This is a genomic window from Methanophagales archaeon (assembly GCA_021159465.1).
Classification (GTDB): domain Archaea; phylum Halobacteriota; class Syntropharchaeia; order Alkanophagales; family Methanospirareceae; genus G60ANME1.
Genome location: JAGGRR010000101.1, coordinates 1 through 18,280, shown reverse-complemented (window position 1 = coordinate 18,280; position 18,280 = coordinate 1). Strand labels below are relative to the sequence as shown.

22 protein-coding genes are annotated in these 18,280 nt (G+C 46.1%); 6 read left to right on the top strand and 16 right to left on the bottom strand.

Features of this window, described 5'->3' with window-relative positions; genetic code table 11:
• Positions 1–374 (top strand): hypothetical protein (locus tag J7J01_05140; GenBank protein ID MCD6210265.1); only part of this gene is annotated, 374 nt, incomplete at its 5' end.
• Between the two features lie 505 nt (positions 375–879).
• Positions 880–1,200 carry a hypothetical protein gene (locus tag J7J01_05135; protein MCD6210264.1) on the top strand — a complete coding sequence of 107 codons (321 nt, stop codon included), beginning with the start codon at positions 880–882 and terminating at the stop codon, positions 1,198–1,200.
• 256 nt (positions 1,201–1,456) lie between these two features.
• Here J7J01_05135 and J7J01_05130 read toward each other — a convergent pair whose 3' ends face one another.
• Genes J7J01_05130 through trpB form a run of 7 tightly spaced genes read right to left on the bottom strand, consistent with a single transcriptional unit; the run spans position 1,457 to position 7,632 of the window.
• Positions 1,457–2,632 (bottom strand): glycosyltransferase family 4 protein, encoded by a 1,176-nt coding sequence (locus J7J01_05130; GenBank protein ID MCD6210263.1) that lies wholly within the window; start codon positions 2,630–2,632, stop codon positions 1,457–1,459.
• Between the two features lie 28 nt (positions 2,633–2,660).
• Positions 2,661–3,380: a glycosyltransferase gene (locus J7J01_05125; GenBank protein ID MCD6210262.1), complete on the bottom strand. Its 720-nt coding sequence runs from the start codon at positions 3,378–3,380 to the stop codon at positions 2,661–2,663.
• 17 nt (positions 3,381–3,397) lie between these two features.
• Positions 3,398–5,023 carry a methionine--tRNA ligase gene (gene metG, locus J7J01_05120; protein ID MCD6210261.1) on the bottom strand — a complete coding sequence of 542 codons (1,626 nt, stop codon included), beginning with the start codon at positions 5,021–5,023 and terminating at the stop codon, positions 3,398–3,400.
• A 59-nt stretch (positions 5,024–5,082) separates the two neighbouring features.
• A complete protein-coding gene (locus J7J01_05115) occupies positions 5,083–5,478 on the bottom strand; it encodes a hypothetical protein (protein MCD6210260.1) in 396 nt (131 codons plus the stop codon).
• Positions 5,479–5,514: 36 nt separating this feature from the next.
• Positions 5,515–6,129: a phosphatase PAP2 family protein gene (locus J7J01_05110; protein ID MCD6210259.1), complete on the bottom strand. Its 615-nt coding sequence runs from the start codon at positions 6,127–6,129 to the stop codon at positions 5,515–5,517.
• Between the two features lie 34 nt (positions 6,130–6,163).
• Positions 6,164–6,436, bottom strand: a complete 273-nt coding sequence (locus J7J01_05105) for a hypothetical protein (protein ID MCD6210258.1) — start codon at positions 6,434–6,436, stop codon at positions 6,164–6,166.
• On the bottom strand, positions 6,433–7,632 hold the full coding sequence (trpB, locus tag J7J01_05100) for a tryptophan synthase subunit beta (GenBank protein ID MCD6210257.1): 1,200 nt from the start codon (positions 7,630–7,632) through the stop codon (positions 6,433–6,435). The genes J7J01_05105 and trpB overlap by 4 nt, the downstream gene beginning before the upstream one ends.
• 51 nt (positions 7,633–7,683) lie before the next feature.
• Here trpB and tmk point away from each other — a divergent pair, with 51 nt between their 5' ends.
• Both tmk and J7J01_05090 read left to right on the top strand, forming a co-directional pair.
• A complete protein-coding gene (gene tmk / locus J7J01_05095; GenBank protein ID MCD6210256.1) occupies positions 7,684–8,295 on the top strand; it encodes a dTMP kinase in 612 nt (203 codons plus the stop codon).
• Positions 8,296–8,376: 81 nt separating this feature from the next.
• Positions 8,377–8,559 (top strand): CooT family nickel-binding protein, encoded by a 183-nt coding sequence (locus tag J7J01_05090; protein ID MCD6210255.1) that lies wholly within the window; start codon positions 8,377–8,379, stop codon positions 8,557–8,559.
• Positions 8,560–8,617: 58 nt separating this feature from the next.
• Here the strand turns inward: J7J01_05090 and J7J01_05085 are convergent, their stop codons facing one another.
• The 7 genes from J7J01_05085 to J7J01_05055 are packed head-to-tail and all read right to left on the bottom strand — an operon-like array spanning position 8,618 to position 14,823.
• A complete protein-coding gene (locus J7J01_05085; GenBank protein ID MCD6210254.1) occupies positions 8,618–9,271 on the bottom strand; it encodes a 2-phosphosulfolactate phosphatase in 654 nt (217 codons plus the stop codon).
• Entirely contained in the window at positions 9,258–10,031 is a 774-nt protein-coding gene (locus tag J7J01_05080) for a phosphosulfolactate synthase (GenBank protein MCD6210253.1), read from the bottom strand. Before J7J01_05080 ends, J7J01_05085 begins: the two co-directional genes overlap by 14 nt.
• Before the next feature lie 2 nt (positions 10,032–10,033).
• Positions 10,034–11,314, bottom strand: a complete 1,281-nt coding sequence (locus J7J01_05075) for a methanogenesis marker 16 metalloprotein (protein MCD6210252.1) — start codon at positions 11,312–11,314, stop codon at positions 10,034–10,036.
• A gap of 8 nt (positions 11,315–11,322) precedes the next feature.
• Positions 11,323–12,759, bottom strand: coding sequence for a hypothetical protein (locus J7J01_05070; GenBank protein ID MCD6210251.1), 1,437 nt, complete (start codon positions 12,757–12,759; stop codon positions 11,323–11,325).
• Between the two features lie 59 nt (positions 12,760–12,818).
• Positions 12,819–14,000: a nicotinate phosphoribosyltransferase gene (locus tag J7J01_05065; GenBank protein MCD6210250.1), complete on the bottom strand. Its 1,182-nt coding sequence runs from the start codon at positions 13,998–14,000 to the stop codon at positions 12,819–12,821.
• A complete protein-coding gene (locus tag J7J01_05060) occupies positions 13,997–14,491 on the bottom strand; it encodes a hypothetical protein (GenBank protein MCD6210249.1) in 495 nt (164 codons plus the stop codon). The genes J7J01_05065 and J7J01_05060 overlap by 4 nt, the downstream gene beginning before the upstream one ends.
• Before the next feature lie 14 nt (positions 14,492–14,505).
• Positions 14,506–14,823 (bottom strand): hypothetical protein, encoded by a 318-nt coding sequence (locus J7J01_05055; protein MCD6210248.1) that lies wholly within the window; start codon positions 14,821–14,823, stop codon positions 14,506–14,508.
• Positions 14,824–14,873: 50 nt separating this feature from the next.
• Here J7J01_05055 and J7J01_05050 point away from each other — a divergent pair, with 50 nt between their 5' ends.
• Positions 14,874–15,563 (top strand): molybdenum cofactor guanylyltransferase, encoded by a 690-nt coding sequence (locus J7J01_05050; protein ID MCD6210247.1) that lies wholly within the window; start codon positions 14,874–14,876, stop codon positions 15,561–15,563.
• Positions 15,564–15,616: 53 nt separating this feature from the next.
• On the top strand, positions 15,617–16,741 hold the full coding sequence (locus tag J7J01_05045) for a (Fe-S)-binding protein (GenBank protein MCD6210246.1): 1,125 nt from the start codon (positions 15,617–15,619) through the stop codon (positions 16,739–16,741).
• 28 nt (positions 16,742–16,769) lie between these two features.
• Here the strand turns inward: J7J01_05045 and J7J01_05040 are convergent, their stop codons facing one another.
• Both J7J01_05040 and J7J01_05035 read right to left on the bottom strand, forming a co-directional pair.
• Entirely contained in the window at positions 16,770–17,879 is a 1,110-nt protein-coding gene (locus J7J01_05040) for an inositol-3-phosphate synthase (GenBank protein ID MCD6210245.1), read from the bottom strand.
• A 171-nt stretch (positions 17,880–18,050) separates the two neighbouring features.
• Positions 18,051–18,280: radical SAM protein (locus J7J01_05035; protein ID MCD6210244.1), on the bottom strand; the 230-nt coding region annotated here is incomplete at its 5' end.

Sequence of the window (18,280 nt, the reverse complement as noted above, 5' to 3'; positions counted from 1 at the left end):
AAGCAGGGGTGAAACTGAGCATAAGTAGTTTTTACGAACGATTCACACCGAAGATAGTTGGGTTGATTTCCTTCAGAGGTGCGTGCTCCATACGATTGAGTTTCAAGCACAGCAACCCGGTCGTGTTTTGGGCGATAGCGATAAATACCTCGGTTGGACCCTGGCTCAAGGGCTGCATCCTGCTCCTCGAGCCCGAATACTTCAAGTACCTCTTCTTCGATAGAATCGTTCGCTATGGCGGCTATTTCGTTAGCAGGCTGAAGGGAAATGCCGACTCACTGATCGTTTGCATGTATCTGCTCAATAAAAGGTGGATATTAAAGATGATCACGAGAAATGAGCTGTGCAAATCTTGTCATGGCACGCTTTCCTGATAATGTATCCCTGATATAATCAAAGAAACTGAAACCGACCATCTGCTTCTTACAGGTATCGAGTATAGACATCATGTTTTCCCATGCGGCTTTTCCGGCTTCGCTTCTCGTTCCGTAACTAATACTAATTTTGCGTTTTACCACGTGTTCACGGAGGGCTAACTCCGCGGGATTGTTATGGAGCGGTATCTCAGAGAACCTCAGCACGAGTAGAAGTTCCTCCTGCGGAAATGATGATCCCCGCTTCTTCCAATATCTTCTTTATTTTGTTCTCGGTAACCCTGCAAGCGTAAGCGTAATAGAGGTAAACAACGAGCTCATGTATGTGCTGTCTTGTGATTCTATGATATTGAGAAGTTAGATTATGAGGGCTTTTACTGCTTCCCTATTATCTCTCTTTGGGTATCAATTTTTGCTCTTGAGAACCACTTGATATTGAGCAACTACGTTATTTCTCTGGTCATGTCTAACAACTCTGACAACTTGCCCGTTTTTTATACAGGCTTTGAGTAGCAATACTTCGGGCAAAAACCATTCCAGAGAGATCGTGAGGGAATATGGGCGGTCATTGCAGGAGAAGTGGAGCAAAGACAGGATACGGGTCTGGGACAGTGCGGTGTATTCGGAGAAGAATCTGGGGGGGATTTCCGAGAGCTACAAGTGGATAACGAGGGTATCAGAAACGTTATCCGAAGCGAAAGAAGTGCTGAAAAACGCGGACACGGAAAAGATGAGAATCACCACTCTCGATGGTTACCGCCTCTTCAGCATCGAGGTGGAATACGGCGGCGTGAAGCAGCGCTGGGTAGTGGTATTCTCGAAGTAAGCGTTTATGAGAGAGCCGAAAACGCTGGAGAATAAGATAAAGGAGGAATAAGGAGGAATAAAATGCACATACGAACATGAAATGCAAGGTGAATCTTATTTGACAGGTCCATAGCTTTTCAAAAAATCAAAGAATAGTATCTTTAAAATATTTAAATGCAGAATATAGGTTCTTCGGTTTATTCAGTTTTCAATTCAAACAAAAACAAACCTGTTGTGTTGAAATATACAAAGGATTTGGGATATTTAGCAACATATTAAACCAATGACTCATAGACCCGCATCACCTGCTGTGCTATCAACCTCCAATCGAACTTCGTCTCAACGAGCTTCCTGCCCGCTTCACCCATGCGCATCACACGCCTATCATCTGAGATTATTCTCACAATGCAATCACTCAGACCATCCACATCTCCCGGCGTGAACAGAAGTCCATTGCCGCCTGTTATATTCTCACGTACGCCCGGTATATCCGATGCTATCACCGGCGTTCTACACGCCATCGCCTCAAGCAGAACGATCCCAAAATTCTCAAGCCTGGTAAAAGAAGGAAGCACAAATACAGAAGCTTCTAAATAGCTCTTAACGAGCTCTTTGAAACTCAAAAACCCACGAAACTCGACTTTTTGCGTCAGCTCGTAACTTCTCACAAGCTTCTCCAAGCTCGCTCGATCCTCTCCTCTACCTACTATTACCAGCTTCGCTTCCGGAACCTCCTTCAATACCCCCGGCATTGCTCTTATCAAATACTCTATACCCTTGGGATAGACGAGCCTACCAACGAATAGGATATTCTTATTACGCTTTATGCTCGCCTTTACCTCCTCTATCACGGCATCGAACTTCCTTATATCTATCCCATTGGGTATGACCTCGCATTTACTGCTGAATTTACTGAGAACTGGTGAGGTCTCGGCATAGCTCCTGCCTGTAACTATTATAGCATCACAGGCATCAAGCAGTTGTAGCGCATAATGCCTGTTGTAAACCTGCTCTACGAATTTAGCCATCACAGCAGGTATCTTCAAACTCCCAACCCTCTCCGGTACTTCCAGATCGAAGTGATACGTTATGACATGAGGATGCTTCTTCTCTTTTTTGAACGCCTGTGAGAAGAAAGGAGGCGGACAATGCGAGTGGAATACATCTGCTTCTATATCTCTTATTCGTGATAGCCCAAAGATGAAGGGTACATAGCCGGGAAAGAGCTCTATTGCCCTGAACCTCGTAATTGTGATCATACTCGTACCTGTACTTGTACCTGTACTTGTACCCGTACTGAGACTGAGGTCATCTCTGATCGGTGGTATGTCCGCAGTTAGAATTTTCAGCTCGTTTCCCGCTTCGCTCAGCGCATTTGCCAGCTCTTTAACGTGGTTCTCCACGCCACCGACATGCGGGGGGTAATAGCATGAAGCCTGAACTATCCTCATCCATCCTCATCTCTTATCTTATCCTATCTCAACGATAGGTCTGCCTTGTATAGTTTATCCTTGCATGCGTTCCTCTCTTCGCCGCCATCACGTTCATCGCCCATATATACAGCGCGCGTATAAATCCATACTTCTCCATTCGTCTCATTGAGAAACGGACAGAAAGCATAGGGTCATACCGTATAACACCCTCATGTCTGAGCCTGCGTGCAATCTCATAATCATCTCCTGCTGACATATCGGAATACCCGCCTATCTTCTGAAATACATCCTTCCTTATCGCTGTATTGGACCCGAGAGTGGCATGGAATATCCCTGAGATCGCTGCGAAATGAACGAGTTTGTTGAATGCACCTATCAGGACTTTGTACTTAAATCGCGATTCAATAGGGATAATAGGACCATAAACTGCAACCACACTCTCAGCTTGAAAATCATTCCAGATTCGTTCAAGCCAGTTACACGGTAGTATTATATCTGCATCAGTCATTGCCACTATCTCACCACTTGATACTTCCACACCGTCATTCCTCGCACCACCTACACCTTTACTATGTTGTATGATTACATTATCGGCGTATTCTCTCGCTATGTCCACTGTCTTATCTTCGCTACCACCATCTACTACCACAATCTCATAATCTCTCCTATCCAGTGTCTGATTCACGAGGCTATTCAAACATGACTCTATATACGATTCCTCGTTATACGCGGGTATGACAACCGAAACTTTCCTTTTATTGCCCATCTCCTATCAATACACTATCAACTCAGCCTCTGGAATAGCATCTTCGGCTTATTCAGCTTCTGTCCTTCTTCTATTGGGGACATCAACTCCTCAAGCTTCGTTTCATGTATATCTGTGTTCATACCAAGCTGATACCACACCTCTCCCATCTTCTCCGGCATCACCGGCTCCAGTAATATGCACACCGATTTCATTATCTGCAGTACATTCTTTATTATCGTTGCACATCTGCGCCTGTCGTTTTCTCCTCCTTTTATCAGGTGCCAGGGCTCCTCACGCTGGAAATAGCTGTTTCCAAAGTCCGCAAGTCCCATTGCTGCATCCACCAGCTTCTTAAATTCATAATCCTCCATTGCTCTCATCACATCGTCACGTGCAGTCACTATCGCCGCTTTTACCTCTTCCTCTATCTCCCCGCCGGGCACGGCACCGAAATTCTTATATGCGAACGTAAGAACCCGATATGCGAGATTACCGAGAATAGCTACCAGCTCGTTGTTCACACGCATGAAGAAAGAATCCCATGAGAAATCCAGCTCCTTCGTGTGGCTCGATTGCGTTACTATATAATACCTCAGCGTATCGGGATGGAACCGTTTCAGAATTTCCGTCGCCCAGACCACGTTCCCTCTGCTCTTGGAGAATGTCTTACCGTTTATCTTCACCATACCGGAGGCAATGACCGCACTGGGGAGCGAATAGCCCGCTCCTTTTAGCATCGCGGGCCAGAATATGCAGTGATGATATATTATATCGGTACCGATGAAATGTATGATTGTGGCTTCGTTATCCTTCCAATATCGTGCCCATGCATCCTCCTTCTCGCCCCTCTCTCGCAATAGCTCTTCTGTAAACGATATATACCCGATAGGGGCATCAACCCAGACATAAACGACCAGATCGTCTCTACCCGGGAATCTCACTCCCCATTCCAGATTCCTCGTGATACACCAATCTCTCAGCTCTCGCTTCACCCATTCCTTAGCATAATTCCGCGCATTCAGCGTGCCACCCAGCGTATCAAGATACGAAGACAGGAACTCAGCAAATGCAGATAACTTAAAGAAGAAATGCTCCTGCTCCCTGAAGACTGCCGCTGAGCCACAGATCTTACATCTCGGCTCTTCTATCTCGCCAGGCTCAAGGTGCTTGCCGCAACCCTGATCACATTCGTCACCACGTGCGATCACGCCACAATAAGGGCATCTACCCTCCACATATCTATCAGGCAGAAAGCGTCCACAGGTATCGCAATATGCCTGCTTCGTCTTCCTCTTATATACATAACCGCCTGCTATTAGCTTCTCCACTATCTCCACTGTCCTTTTATGGTTGCTCGGCGAATCTGTCCGTCCATAATAGTCAAAGTTCACATTCAACGCCTTGAAAATCCGCTTGAAATGCTCATGGTAGCGCTCAACCACCGCTTCTGGCGTTACACCCTCCGATTCCGCACTCAGCACTATCGGCGTTCCATGTGTGTCTGAACCACTGATGAAGATGACTTTATAGCCCATCTTACGGAGCATCCTGACATATATATCAGCGGGGACATAAGTCCTGAGATGTCCTATATGGCATTCACCGTTAACGTATGGCAATGCTGAGGTGACCAGCACCAGCTTATCCTGTGGTATCTTCATACTAATTAACTCCTTCATGTTGGAGATAAAAAAATAAAGATTAAATAATTTATTATTGCCTATTCGAAGATTCGGTAATATCTATCCCTGGTCCGTGATTCGTTGAGCATTCTGTACATATATGCCTTTACCGATTCCATCATGTCCACATTAGGTTCCTCTTGCCACACAGCGCCTGAAGTGGGGAAGATATGGTAATACTGGTTTCTGGTCCGCGATTCATTGAGCATTCTGTGCATATATGCCTTTACCGATTCCATCATACCATATCCATCATTAAATGTCCAGCCATGTGGCGTTCGCCAGCTCTGCTGTGAGTTCCATATGTTATTCCCCTTTAAATCCGGATATGTATCCCAGACTGAGAATGAAACCGCTTCGATATCGGCGACGCCAGCACCAGCAAGCATCAGTAATGAGAATCCTACCATCAATGCCCTCTTTGTCATGGCCATGCTATCACCTCCCATTATTCAATAAGATAAATCCCATTATAAAAAGCTTTTGTTATCTGACCCGAAAAAAGGCAATTTCAGGCATAGATTCTGTATCTGTGGCTCAAATCGCTCTTCCAACTTCAGTGTGAGATAGCCCGCGAGGAAACCAAATCCGACACCGAATATCACATCCAGCGGGAAATGCATACCAACATAAATTCTGCTGATGGAGACAAGAATTCCAATAGCGATAGAGAAATAACTAAATTTCCTCAGCCTTCTCCTCGAAGGTATAAGGATTGTGGCTATAATAAACCATCTACCGGCATGTCCACTTGGAAATGATGCGCCATGGGCTTTGGCTTCATATCCCCACACCTTCAGTGATACATCATTTAAAGCCTCCGATGGTCTCTCCCTGTTAACAGCAACCTTAATCAAAGTGATAAGCATCGCATGAATAGCCAGACCCATCAATATCAGCACCGCTATCTTCTTAATATTCTCCTTTTTCGCGATCAGAAGTATCACAAGTCCAAGAATAGAGATGAAGAATATCGAGCCCAGATGTGTTATCGCCACCATGAATAAATCCAGTAAGGGGTTGGAAATCGAGTTAATAACATAAAATGAGCTGATATCCCACTGAATAACCCCTGTGTACATCATACCTTTACCTTTACTCTTACTCTTACATCCTGGTCTATTTCACCACTGTCTCAAGCAGGTCACCAAAGAACGTACCAATTATGAACATAATTGTGAGGATTACCACCTCTATAAAGGTTCTTATTGCAGTCCCCACAGATAGCACCAGCCCACCCATCAGCAGACCGAAGAACCCGAGTATCAATCCGAGAATTATGCCATACACAAAACCTCTCTTTAGCAGTTCCCACCGCTTCTCCTTGCCCGGCTTCACGTACCCATATACCAGACCGATAATAAATGCGAGTATCTCAAGTATCGGTATCATACTTTACCTCTACTTTCTATCTGTTTCTGAGAAAGAGCATCCGCCACACTGAAGATATCCTTATCTCCCCTGCCTGAGAGGTTCACCACGATTAAATCCCACTCCTTTGCATGCTCTATTGCGTAATGAACAGCGTGGGCGGATTCCAGAGCGGGAATTATACCCTCCTTTCTGGATAAGGTCTCAAAAGCTCTTAGGGTCTCCTCATCGGTGGCAGAATCCATTCTCACCCGCCCTGAGTCTACGAGATATGCCAGTTCAGGTCCCACACCCGGATAGTCCAGTCCGGGAGCGAAACTATAAGATTGCTTTATTTGCCCATATTCGTCCTGTAACAGTTTCGAATACATCCCATGCAGAACGCCTTCCGTACCTGCGCATAGTGAAGCGCCATGCTCTCCGGTCGCCAGACCTTTACCACCGGCTTCTACACCTATAAGCTCTACTGCATCGTCATCTATGAAGTCTGAAAATATACCAAGTGCATTGCTACCACCACCAACACACGCTATGATGGCATCGGGCAACCTTCCCTCGGCTGCTAATATCTGCTCCCGCGTCTCCCTACCGATGACACGCTGAAATTCACGTACTATCAATGGATATGGATGTGGTCCCACAACACTGCCTATCAGATAATAGGTATTCTCTACATTGGCGACCCAATCGCGCATCGCCTCATTTATCGCATCCTTCAATGTCCTGGAGCCGCTATCAACCGGGTTCACGCGTGCACCCAGAAGTTCCATCCTGAACACATTCAGCTTCTGCCGCTCTATATCCTCTGTACCCATGTATACTTCACATTGCAATCCGAGGACTGCTGCAGCCATCGCAGTTGCTACTCCATGCTGACCTGCTCCAGTCTCTGCTATTATCCGATTCTTTCCCATATGCTTTGCCAGCAAGCACTGTCCCAAGGTATTATTCAGTTTATGTGCGCCACCATGTACCAGATCCTCACGCTTAAGGTATATCCTCGCGCCGCTACACAACTCAGAGAGGTTATTTGCAAGATAAAGTGGTGTTGGGCGACCAGCGAAGTCCTTCAAGAGCGAGTTCAGTTCGCTATTGAACTTCTCATCCTGATGAAACGTATAAAACGCATCTTCAAGCTCTTCCAGTGCTCTCATCAACACCTCAGGCGCAAACCTGCCCCCGTATTTACCGTACTTGCCATATTCATCGGGTAACATTTTAAATCATCAATAGAATACTACAATAAAAATTATACCCGGTGATGAATGATGAAGAAGCGAATGCCTTTTATTGCTTTTGAGGGATTGGACGGCTCAGGTCTGACAACACAGGCATCAAGGCTGCGGGAATGGCTAAACAATAAAGGTTACGAGGTATATTTAACAAAAGAGCCGACAGATGGCTTGATTGGGTCTTTGATACGTGGTGTACTGAGGAAGGAATTGGTTATTGACGCCGAGACGCTCGCACTTCTATTTGCAGCCGATAGAATGCACCATACTAAGAATATAATAAAACTCCTGGATGAGGGTGTTATTGTGATCACCGATAGATATCGCCTCTCTTCTTATGCATTCCAGTCAATAGAGGTTGACCTGGACTGGCTAAAGAAGATAAACGAGAAGACTCTAACGCCCGATTTAACCTTTATCATTGATACCCCGCCACTTATCTGCATAAGGCGGATTCAGAAGCAGCGATTCCATGTGGAGCTCTACGAAGAGCTGGAGAAACTGGAGAAGATACACGCGATTTATCACAAATTGGCTGAAGAAGAGAGTAATATCTTCTTAATAGATGGCAACAGACCGGTGGAAGCCGTTAGCAGTGATATCTTCGATAGGATTAAAGAATCTGCGCTATTAGAAGGTCTGGAGTAAGTGAATGTGAGAGAAGAGATATAATTCAAGTATTCTTTATTTACAGGTATTTTAATTGTGAGTATTAGTGCATTAATTAGTATGTGTGAATCGAGAGTATTGATAGAGCGAAGCGGTAAGCATGAATTACTGATGGAGGATGTAGTGCGAGTGGAGGTTGATGGCGAGGATATAAAGCTAATGGGAGTATTGGGTGAGACACGCCATGTGAAAGGCAGTATAAAAGAGATAAATCTACTGAAGAATACGATATTGATAATATAAAATAGCATGGATGATGCGATACGTAGCGTAGATACGTATATAAGCAATGAGCAGGGGGTTATTCACAGTAGATCATACCGTTGTTCAGTACGGGAACCACTTCATACATGTCTATCTGTGAAATGAATTCCACATCCTTCCTATAGCCGATTCCCAATAGATACCGCGCGGTTCTACAACCGAGGATACATCGCCTTATATACCCTTCGTCCAGCTCCAGTCCATCATTCAGACCGTTATAGAGTGCCATTGCTACTGCGATATCTTCTGTCACACCAAATCTACTCCCCACTACCACCAGATTCGCATCCGCTTCATCCTCTTCCAGTCTCTGCATAATCGCACTTAAATTCAGGCTTGAGCCAATATACGCCGATTCGATTCCGCTTTTGTACAATGAAGTTGTGAAGTTTGTGGTTTTTAGGGCTATTCTATCAATCTCGTGATGCTTGAGATACTCGATCAACTCAGTTGGTGAATTTCCGATGTCGAAATCGGGCAACTTCACACCCCTGTACTCACCTGCGAGGAGGTAGCCAGCATCCCTCAAATCTGAAGGCTCCTCGTTATCCACCGGCTTCACCTCCTCCACACCATTTGCCAGTGCGGTCACAATTGTACTGGATGCCCTTAATACATCTATAACTACGACTCTCCCTCCTCTTATTTTGGTGGTACAGGCATCCGCGATTGTTATACTATAATTTGCCAAGTGTATCACCCCTCAATCCACGTCTCAATGTCTCTAAGGGGATCACGTCCTCTGGCTTTATATTGCCGAGGTTCACCATGGGCGTGAGATTGAGTATCAGGTGTACCTGCTGGCTCTTCTTCGGTGCCTCGAAGATGATATTCTCTACCCCTATCGCTTCTGCCAATCTCTTCACCATCGCCTCCTTTACCCTGCCTGTTCTATCATATACCCCTATTCCTTTACCTGATTCCCTCGCTTCCATTATCACCCTTGTGGCGCCTGCTTCCAGATCGCTCCTCGCTTCTCTTATCCGATAATCAATGCTCAACATGGCATCTTCCTCCGGGCTCTTCTTACCCACCTCGGAGTATATCACAAAGCCCATATCTCTACCCTTTCTTATTACTTCGCTCCTATCCTCCCTGCTCAGCTGTATCGAACCATCAGAGACCTCAATGGCTGTTAGACCAATCTCGCGGGCATACAGAAAGAACTCAGATACCTTGTTCTGTATGTAAGCGAGCTCGAAGAGAGTCCCACCGTTGCTCACCTGGATGTTGTTATCTCTGTAAAGCTCTATCTTCCTTCTTATTACCTTCTCCGAACACAGTCTATGCGTGCCCCAGCCGAGCTTGATTATATCTATATACTCAGAGGCATACTCCATCAAATCTTCCGCAGCATGAAAGCCCATGCCCCTATCCAGCACCATTGTAAGCCCTGTCTTCCTCGGCTTACTTTCTCGCTGGATAATCCCGATCATCTCAAATGCCTTCATCACTACTTCACCTTCTCCCCTGCGGTAAGCGTGAATTCACCCTCCATAATCTTATTCTTCAATTTCTCTGCAAGCTTATTCGCTCTTGCCCTGTTCGACTGTCGCAATGTTATGGGTACCTCAGTCTCGGTCTTGGTCTCAGTCTCACTCTCACCGATCTTGATATGCCCCAGATTGCCTCTGAATGCACCCTCAGGGCATAAAGATATGCATGCACCGCAGTTGAAGCATCTGAGCGAATCAAATCCTGTTGCTCTGGAGAAAGCCCTTGTAGGGCAGTATTTCTCAACATCGCATACATCACAGTTAACACACCTCGCCGCATCGAACTCTATCTCCCGATCTGTATTCTGCCATACCACACTATAGTTACTCACCCAGCGAGGGATCCTGTTATGGATATCAGCAATAGGCAGCTTCACATCTTCATCCACAATCCTGAGGCTCGAAAATACCGATTCGTTAATCACAGGGATAGGAACTGCGATGGAAGTGATGCATTCCGGACCTTTTGAAGTGATGAATCCACCCATAAATTCGCCTTCCATCGCTTTCATCTCGGCGATAACCGATAGATTTGGCTTATCCATGCTACTCCTTGTACCCTCCCCTATTACATATCCCGGGGCACCGTTCACCATTATCCGCGTACCAATACCGATGGTCATCATCATGGGATCGTTCTCCAGCGGATTGATCTCACCACTGCCGGTGACCGAGATCTCCTTATAAGGACCATGTAATCCCCGAACCGAGAAGATGCTGCAAACCTCTCCCTCACAGGGGTTGATAAAAGCCATATAATTCCTGAACGCACTGCGGGTGGTAATCATCCTGGCGAAATGGATATCATCGCTACTCACTCTCCTCTCAATCATTCTACCTTCACTGGTCCTCACCTTCGCTTCTATCTCCTTGCCTTCCACTATCTCGCGAAACAGATGCCCGCCTCCATACTCATGGTTTGCACGGGCTGTTCCATAAACGAATACATCCACAATACCCAATCTTTCATTTGGGCACGGACCAGGGAAAGCAGGAACACCATTTAACCATACCTTATCCGCACGCTCGAATTCACCTCTATCTGCTATGGTAAAAGACAGAATGGCTGCCGTTCCGGACATTACAGCACATGTCGCACAGGTGACCACATCAACGTCATCAGGTGTAACGTGCTCTTTAGCTCTAATAATATCTTTGAACTCCTCTGCGGTGAGCACAACCGCTTCTCCCTTCTTTATCTTCGCATTTATCCCCTCTATTGTTCTTATCCTGCCCATTCCTTATGTTATGCAAACCCTATCTTCTCTAATACAGGTGTAAACGGGATAGAATGTGTTTGCATACCTGCAACCGAATACGGATCGGCGCCCATTGCAATGGCGATGAACTGAGCATAATTTAACACAGGCAGCTGGATATCCATGCCTATCTCTCGCTCAATGAGTTCCTGATTCCTGTCCAAGGTCATTTGACAACCAGGACAGGCGACCACAAGCACCTCAGCACCTGCCTCTTTCGCGGATAGGAGCTTTCTTTGCGCGATTTCTCTCGTAAGGGCTCTCCGTTCTTGTTCTATCGTATGACCAAAACCCATTCCACAGCATAAACTCTTTTCCGCATACTCCACAGGCTCTGCTCCGGTAACCGAAACAAGTTCATCCAATAAATTCGGTATCGCTAATTTTTTGAACACCTTTGTATAATGGCAGCCATTGTGCGTAGCAACTCTTAGATTGTCAAGGCTGTGGCTGTGGTTGTAGCTGTGCTTTATTCTCTCTTTTATTCTGTCTCTCTGTGCCCATAGTATTTCAGAAACGTGGGCTATATTGACCTCACCCTTGTATTTCCTGTTCACTGTGCTCAATATTTCTTCATTTACCCGCTGCCCCATTCCACTCTTCAAAATCTCTGCAGACTCCATAAGCACGCTGTAAGTTGTTTGGCATACCGGCGCCACATTTGAGTAGCCTGCTTCTTCTGCCAGTGCGAAATTCCTCGCATTTAACGCAAGCAGTGTAGAAAATGGTATTTTATCGCCGTAATACGCAAAGCCTCCACAGGTTGAATGCCCGGGATCGTCAATATAGTCAATATCAAGTGCATCAAACAGATACTTTATACTCGTGGTAATTCCGGGATAATGGGTATCTGCGATACAGCTATGGAAGAGGTATATTCTGCTCTCAGGGATTATCTTTTTCATCTCCACCCTCTGCTCTCCTCTTATCCTTTCATCCACAGCTGTTTTCGATTCCAGGATTGTCCTTATCTCATCGAGTGATTTTCGGGGTATTTCGCGATGAAGACCTTCAAGTCCAAGTTCCGACCTGAACTTCCACATATCACTGTGTATCCTCTCCCATGAGTATCCCCATTCGGGGAACTTATTGGGGGAGTGTACATCTGGTGTCACAGATAGACCCTTCTCAAAGATTGTATCCCTGTATATGTTCTTGTTCTCGTTTTCGTAACGATTCACGCTCTTCTCCTTCAGTACCTTAACGATCCCGGCAACACTGATACCACTTCTACAGATGTATTCACATGTATGACAGGAGAAGCACTTCTGTAATGGATAATTTGCAGTATCCTTTCCACTGATGAGGTATTCAACCAATTTCCTCGGATTGTATAGTTTATCCACGGCTGATGCGGTACATACCGAGGTACAAGCTCCACACTGGAAGCAGGAATATACCGCATCCAGCATTTTGGTGTACATTAGATATAATTAGAACAGCTCATTATTTAAGTTTTTCTATTTTTGCACATTTGATTGCCTTATTGTATATTCCATTCCAACCTCTGTAATTGTGCTTTCACACGCTCCCTCGCCTCCTCAACCGAGAAAGAGAACCCGGCTACGATTTCACCTCCTATAATCATCGGCTCCAGTAACGGCTCCATATCACCACTTGGCGCTTCTTCGCCTGCCAGCGTTATCACGTCTTTACCCACTCCTATTGTACCTCTACTCCTGTACACCTGCTTCTTACCACCTCGCTTGCCTCGCTTTGCTGAGGGTTTTCCCTCGCGCTCCACTATATCAAGTGCGAAATCTATACAGCGAGCATTTGCAACGCTCGTTCCCGCACCAAACCCTGCTACGAGATCCCTCAGTGCGAGCACTTCCGCTTCATCTATCCCCCCGCTCACAAATATACCCACGTTCTTATAGCCCCGGATGTCAAGTTCCCACCTCACCTCTTCTATGATTCGCCGAAAGTCCCCCCGCCTCGTCGAGGGTGTATCCAGCCTCACTGCATACAGAGAATCACCAAGTGCCTCTGCTGCTGCTATTGACTCCTTCTTCTCATCACAATACGTGTCACAGAGGCATATTCGTGGTACATCCGGTGCAATGACCTCATCAAACGCCTTCCATGCCTCCTCCTGTCCGCCCTCACCGAAGCATATAATCAGTGAATGTGGCATCGTACCCGTTGCATTTATCCCTATCCGTTCTGCACCGGCAACACAACTCACACCGTCCATACCGCCCAGATATGCACATCGCTCTATCATCGCTGCTATCACCGGATGCTGCCTCCTTGTACCGAAGGAGATCACAGGTACATCGCCTGCGAGGCGTTTTATCCGCGCTGCCTTCGTCGCTATCCCTGACTCATGACAGAGGAAACCAAGAAGAGGTGTCTCATAGCGTGCAAACTCCAGATAAGGACCTTCAATCTGCAAAACGGGCTCGTAAGGGAAGAAGATCGTGCCTTCCGGCATCGCATATACATCCACTCCTTTACCTTCCAGTAAATGCGCTACATCTTCCAAACCCGCCAGTACCGCCCAACCCTCTTTCGTGGCGGTGACCTCAGCAACAACCTTCGGATTCACGCCCTTTGATCTCAACACCTCCTCAGTCCTGAGGAAATATACGTCCGTTGTCTTACCTTCCAGAATCTCCTCTTCGGGGACTATACCAAATTTCATCTCTACATCCCGTCTCATTGATGTATCTGTACACCTTTCACACTCTCTATCTGCCCTATCTCATCTATTACCCAGCCTGGTATCTTTTTATCTGTGATAATTGTAAGTTTTGGGTCATCCACCAAATAAGGGTCATCGCTGACCGCTTGTCGTATAGATATACCTTGCTTCGCCATTACCGTGGCGACCGCTCCGAGTATCCCCTTCTCCCTCGCATCCCTTGGATGAATGATGATAACACTGAGTCCGAGTAGCGGTGCGACATCAGCAAGGAAAGCGATGGAACGCATATTCGCGAATATATTCTGCAGATCCGAATCATTCTGTATCCTCCTTACCGTCATGTCCACTACCCTTCTGTCCACCCCAACCTTCTTCGCTATCTGCGTTCGTGGTATCTCGATACCGCCTGATGTTATCCTCCCCGCTGGTGTTACCTGAAAACCCATCTTAAGTAACAATTCCACGACCTTCCTCTGCGATGGCAGACCACTGAATTTTTCCACCACCTCTTTCCACATGTTTACCGGTAGCCCTTTCTAAGCAGCTCCTCTGTCACCTCTCCCAGTTTCTTCACTGCATCTCCTACTTTGTCCTTCACCTCTTCCTCCACCGAGTGCATACTTATGCGTAAAGATCGTTCTTGCTCTTTCAGTTCAACCTCAAACTTCCTTAGTCGCTCGTTAAGGCTTAAGAGCATTGCTGCTATCATTCCTATCAGTAATACAGTTGACAGGACAATCACAGGGTCTCTTGGGCTGTAGTTATAGATCAGCTTATAGACCAGTACGAAACCAGATGACACCATTATTAACGAGAATACCATATCTCGTACTTGCATATCACAACACCCCACGAATAATAAACTAACCGTCACAGTATTTAAATATAATGGAAGATAAGCGATGCGGGAGAGGGATAGTTATCCTTGCGGGAGGGAAAAGTCGGAGATTCCAATCTTATTCTTATGATAAATGCCTCTCCTCTTTGAACGACCTGCCTCTATTACAGCATACCGTTGATAGGATAGCAGAGGTAGCGGCAGATGAGGTGATTGTAGCTGCGAGGGACAGGAAGCAGGGTGAAGCGATAAGGAATAGAACAACCGGTAATTTTAGTATTGTATTTGACTATTTAAATGACTTTGGACCACTTTCTGGCATCCTTGCCGCTTTAGAACGCACTTCCTGTTACCAGTGCCTCATTATCGGTTGCGATATGCCCTTTATAAATCCAGAGGTTGTGGAATTACTGTTTGACATAATCGCATCCTCAGGGTATGATGCGGTGGTGCCACGCTGGGAGAATGGAATGCTGGAGCCTTTACATGCTGTCTATCGAAGAGAGTCAACACTATCTGCAATAAAGAATGTGGTGGTAGAAGGAGACAGAAGACTGTCGAATCTACTGGCACAGCTGGATGTCTATCTCCTGCCGGTGGCGAAGATAAGGGAGATAGATCCGGACTTAGAAACTTTTACGAACATAAACACACCCGCAGAGCTGGAGTTGCACCATGACCATTACCATGACCATGCTCTACAAACCTATCATCGAAGCAAACCAGTGAAGAGCGATTAAGATTAAATTAGTATGATATTTATAGAAGTTAAACAAGTTGAGTTTTATGGGTGATGGAACTCATTCCTGATGAGCTGTTGCGCATAGCGCGAATTTGTTACCAGTGTGGTGAGTGCACAGGCTCGTGCCCCTTGAGGCGCGTATCGAAGTTCAACCCGCGTGATATACTCTATGAGCTTGCAACATGGGGAATCGATGATGATATGCACTGGCGCTGGCAGTGCCTTATCTGTGAAAACTGCTATAATGTATGTCCCCAGGGTCTCGATTTACCATCGTTAATAATGGAATTACGGGCTAAGGAGCCTGTAAGTGAAGATTTAGTGCCACACAGGGTACTATCTGAGATAGCATATTTCATGACTCGCTTTGATAAGGGTGTACCGGTGGATTTTAAAGGAGAGACCGATGATAACAGTGAATATGGCTATTTCCCGGGATGTCTGGCTTACCTCGATCTGTTCATGGATGTTGGTGTGAATTTTCACGAGATCGGGGATTATGCACTCATGCTACTGAACAGGATAGGGATAAAGCCCAAACTACTGGATTTGAAATGTTGTGGTCATGATGTGCTTTTTCAGGGTAACCTCAAGGTATTTCGACAATTGGTGTCTTACAATGAGCGGAAGATAAAGGAACTGGGCATAAAGAAGCTGATAGTGAGCTGTGCTGAGGGCTACCTCATGTTCAGGCAGTATTATGAACTGCGAGGTGTGGAGGTGATACATATCGCGGAGTTGTTAAGTGAGCGATTGCACTTCTCCGATGGCGAACGTGTTCATAACCGTGCCCTTAAGGTCGCTTATCATGACCCCTGTGCGTTGAAGCGTTATAAAGTCTATGAGGAGCCGCGTAAAGCTATAAAGAACACGGGAGCGAACTTGGTGGAACTGGCACATACAAGGGACAATGCTCTATGCTGCGGTGTTAGCGGGATGATGAACTGCAATGACACGACTAAAGCGTTGAGGGTTTTGAGACTGGCGGAAGCCGAAGCAAAGAATGTGGACATCCTGATAACCACATGCCCAAAATGCCTGTCGCATTTTAATTGCCTGAAGCAGGAGCAGGGGTCAGAGTCAAATTATAAATTCGAGATAGTGGACCTTGTGGTATTCCTGGGTAGACTGGTGAAGCGAGGACTACAACAGGACCAGGACAAAAATATGAGATAAAAGAACTAAGGGGGAAGTGGGTTCAGGTTCAGTGTTCATCACCACTTTTGTCCGTCGTCTCCCCCTTTATAAACCGTTCCAGGAGCTCTCTCGCCTCTTCGTCTGGATACTGTATTGGCGGATGCTTCATCGTATATGCAGAAATCTCTATAAGAGGTCCAGAGATCCCGCGATCCAGTGCGAGCTTACATACACGTATCGCATCTATTGCACATCCACCGCTGTTCGGCGAGTCTTCGACTGAGAGTCTGAGTTCAAGGTCTATGGGGATATCACCGAAGATTCGACCTTCCATTCGCAGGAAACATACCTTGTTATCACGTTGCCATGGTACGTAATCAGAGGGTCCTATATGGATATCATCAGGCATAAGGGGTTCTGTGAGAACCGATTGAACCGCTTCTGTCTTTGATATCCGCTTGGATTTTAACCGCTCACGATTCTGCATATTCAAAAAATCGGTATTCCCACCGGTATTGAGCTGGTATGTCCGCTCTAATTTGCAGCCGCGGTCAGAGAAGAGCTTTGCAAGTGTCCGATGCACAATCGTGGCACCAATCTGGGATTTCACGTCATCACCGACCACAGGCAAATTCCGCTCCTCAAACCGTCTACCCCACTCAGGGTCAGAAGCGATGAAGACCGGCATGCAGTTCACAAACGCCACGCCCGCTTCCAAGGCTGCATTTGCATAAAACCTCGTCGCCTGTTCCGAGCCAACGGGCATATAATTCACGAGAATCTCGGCTCCGCTATCTCTCAACTCCTTCACTACATCGCATGGCTCAGCATCAGCAACGACAAAAGTCCTATCTGCGGGATATTTGTGCATGTGCGGTGCGACACCGTCCAGCACCGGTCCCATCTTCACCTCTACTCCGGAATACGGTACACTGGAGAAGACAGCAGTGCAGTTTGGCTCGGTAAATACCGCTTCACTCAGGTCCTTACCCACTTTCCTCTTGTCCACATCAAAAGCAGCAACGACCTCTATGTCTCCTGGTTTGTAGCCATTGACCTCATAGTGCATCAATCCAATGCAGTCCTTCGCATCCACATGCTTGTAATACTCAATACCCTGGACGAGAGAACTTGCGCAGTTCCCAACGCCTGCAATTGCCAATTTTATCTTCCCCAACTTCTATCACCTCCTTACTATTACTTTAAGTCAACCCTCAATTCGCATGAAAAATATATATCCACTTCTATATAAATAATTTCCCAATCTTAAAAATCGATATCTTTTTAATAATTCACTACACTACCATTATTATTTACATTAATCTCTTCACTACCTTGTGCAACACGCTTAACATGAGGAATAGCGAGAACGAAGAACCAGTCTTCGGGTAATGGTCTCTACAAATTTTGGATGCAGTAAAGGTTCACCACCGCTGAGGATGAGCTCGCTTCGTGGCAGTGGGAAATTGGTGCTGAGGAAATCCTCGGAGATTGCTCTGAGCATATCTAAGGGCATGACTCTATTGCCTTTATTCAGATAGCAGTGCTTGCAGTCCAGTTGGCAGAAGTCCACGATGT